Source organism: Microcystis sp. M_OC_Ca_00000000_C217Col, from assembly GCF_007095585.1.
Taxonomy (GTDB): Bacteria; Cyanobacteriota; Cyanobacteriia; order Cyanobacteriales; family Microcystaceae; genus Microcystis; species Microcystis panniformis.
Genome location: NZ_SFBV01000125.1, coordinates 1 through 2,985 on the forward strand (window position 1 = coordinate 1; position 2,985 = coordinate 2,985).

General features: G+C 44.3%; 1 protein-coding gene. It reads left to right on the plus strand.

The features are described from left to right. Positions 1-921: 921 nt before the first annotated feature. Positions 922-2,625 (plus strand): GTPase HflX, encoded by a 1,704-nt coding sequence (hflX, locus tag EWV66_RS07550; protein ID WP_002789215.1) that lies wholly within the window; start codon positions 922-924, stop codon positions 2,623-2,625. Positions 2,626-2,985: the final 360 nt, after the last annotated feature.

Genomic DNA, 2,985 nt, shown 5'->3' on the forward strand with positions numbered 1-2,985 from the left:
CTGATTTACTAAAAGGTTTGTCGATTCACCTTCATCGTTGGAGTTCTTTCCCTCCCACCCCCGTTGATGCTTTTTACTACTCCCCTTCCTCTTAGTTGTAAAATACCTACACCTGTCAGGGGCAAGGGGGGGGTAGGGGAGAATAAATAATCAGTTTTTAATAACCAGATTTAGGATCAGCATTTGCTTGGCTAATTCCAGAGCGGCGATCGCCAGTTATCTTCTCACAGTAGAGAAATGGTCTAGAAATACCCCTAATGAATCATCCGTCTCAAGATAGTCAAGTAGGGTTTTCTATGGTTACAAAATTATGTCAACAATAATAAATTGGCGGCTGTTCCCCGTCAGATAAGGGTGGAAGGTGATGGGATATGAACCTTCGTATTCTCTCAAAAAGTCAAGGTATATATTTGATTGGCTATTGATACAAACACTGGAGAAGTTATTGGTTTTTATCTAGGGTTTGCTGAATAAATATAAAAACCTTGTTGGGTAAGACTTTTAGACTTTTTGTCAATCAAAAAGTACCGGACTGGGAGTGATCAGAGGTAAAATTCCGGGACTTTTTCCCTGAAAATTAGGTAACTGACTACCTCAAAATCGGTAAAACCCTACACCCCACACCCCACACCCTGCCCCCACCAAAAAACTTTTTCAGCAGACCCTAAATAATACTTTTCGACAACGGGTTTTCCGGTTAGTGAGAGAGAGTCTATCGTTCTCTAAAAAAATGGAGAATCAGCTTGGGTATCCCTTTGGTATTTTATCCATGACTACAATGGCCAAGAAAGTAAAGCGTTAAGCCATCATCGCTACTTCTGAATCAGCAGCAAATTAGGTTACACTTCATCTTGATGAGAAACGCTGTCCAGGAGCAGCGAGTCTCATAATCGCTACAATAAATAATAGATAAAATCCTAATTGCGAGGAAAGCCTATCGATACCATCTTCGGCAATACCCAGGGACTGAAAGCTAGTCAGATGAAACAGCTACAAAGGCTGTATCATGAACGCTTGCCTATCGATACTCTCACCACCCCAGAATTCGCCCAAAGACTGGCGGCTATCAGTACCGATATCCATCAACCCCTCTGCACCTATATCAACCGTCGCGGCCAGGTAATTCGTGTGGGAGTGGGAACCCCCCGACAAACCCAATTTTCTCTCTTGGAACTACCCCGCTACGGTTCCGAGCGTCTTTGCGGAATTCGTTGCATCGCCACGGAACTTAAGCAGGAACCGCCAAAAGAATCCAGTTTAACCGCCATGGCTCTGCAAAGATTAGACGCACTGGTGATCTTAACATTAACTGGTACAGGCATGATCCGTCGCGGTGGTGGGGCGACCGGTTATGTGGAGCAAGTCTATCTGGCGCATCTCATACCACAAAGTCAAACAAATGTCAATAGTAATATATACTGGTCTGTTTCCCCGCCCTTAAATCTAGAGGATTTAAGCAAACAGGACTTTTTAGAGTTAGTGGAAGGACTAGAGGCGGAGTTTCAGCGAGAATTTACCGCTATAACCGTTGATAAAGCCGAAGATCGGGTGCTATTGGTTGGTTTGATCACCGACGATATCAGCGATCGCCAGTTTGAGGACGGTTTAAGGGAATTAGAGCGTTTAGTTGATACCGCCGGGGGTAAAGTTTTGCAAGTCACCCGACAAAAACGGGATCATCCCCATCCTCAAACAGTGATCGGTTCGGGAAAAGTGGCAGAAATCGCCCTACAGGTGCAAACTTCGGGGGCTAATTTAGTTGTATTCAATCGAGACCTTTCTCCCGCCCAAATTCGCAATCTAGAGAACCAAATCGGGGTGAGAGTGGTCGATCGCACCGAGGTAATCCTGGATATTTTCGCCCAACGGGCCCAATCGCAAGCGGGTAAACTACAGGTAGAATTAGCCCAATTAGAATACACTTTACCCCGTCTCACCGGGCGCGGATTAGCCATGTCGAGATTAGGGGGAGGAATTGGCACTCGCGGACCGGGGGAGACAAAATTAGAAACAGAACGCCGAACTATTCAACGTCGTTTATCCCGTCTCCAGGATGAGGTGGATCAACTGCAAGCTCATCGTTCCCGTTTACGCAAACAACGGCAAAAACAAGATGTAGCCAGTGTGGCGATCGTCGGCTACACCAATGCGGGAAAATCTACTTTAATTAATGCTCTCACCGCTGCCGAAGTTTATACCGCCGATCAACTGTTTGCTACCCTCGATCCCACCACCCGACGCTTAACTATTACCGATCCCCCCACCCAAGTCTCTCACACCCTGTTACTAACCGATACGGTGGGTTTTATCCACGAATTACCCCCCTCGCTGGTGGATGCTTTTCGGGCAACTTTAGAGGAAGTAACGGAAGCAGACGCATTACTCCATCTGGTGGATCTCTCCCATCCAGCTTGGGAAAGTCAGATTGCCTCGGTGTTAAAAATCCTCTCGGAGATGCCGATTCAAACCGGTCCGATGTTAATGGTGTTTAATAAGTTGGATCAGGTAAAAAGCGAGGATTTGGAAATAGCTAAGGAAAAATATCCCCAAGCTGTTTTTATCTCGGCTATTCGTCGACTAGGATTGGAAACTTTAAAACAAAAGTTAATCGATTTAATTGCTTAAGTATAGCAGTAAGCTGTCAGTATTCAGGAGACAGGAGTTAGGAGTCAGTATTCAGGAGTCAGGAGATTATTTTTATTTATTCTTACCACTTCCTAATTCCCACTTCCTAATTCCCACTTACCACTTCCTAATTCATAATTTATAATTTATAATTCCCACTTCCTAATTCCTAATTTATAATTCCCACTTCCCACTCTCCCATACCTTTTAAACAGGATTTTGTATCAGTTATTCAGTTATTATAACGGCTCTTCGTTACTTGTTATGGTTCGATAGGGGGGCATAAATCGACTAAATCCTTATCTGGCAAGAGACTTAATTGATTAGTTCGCTCTAGATAAAAAACAATTGACAAAAATC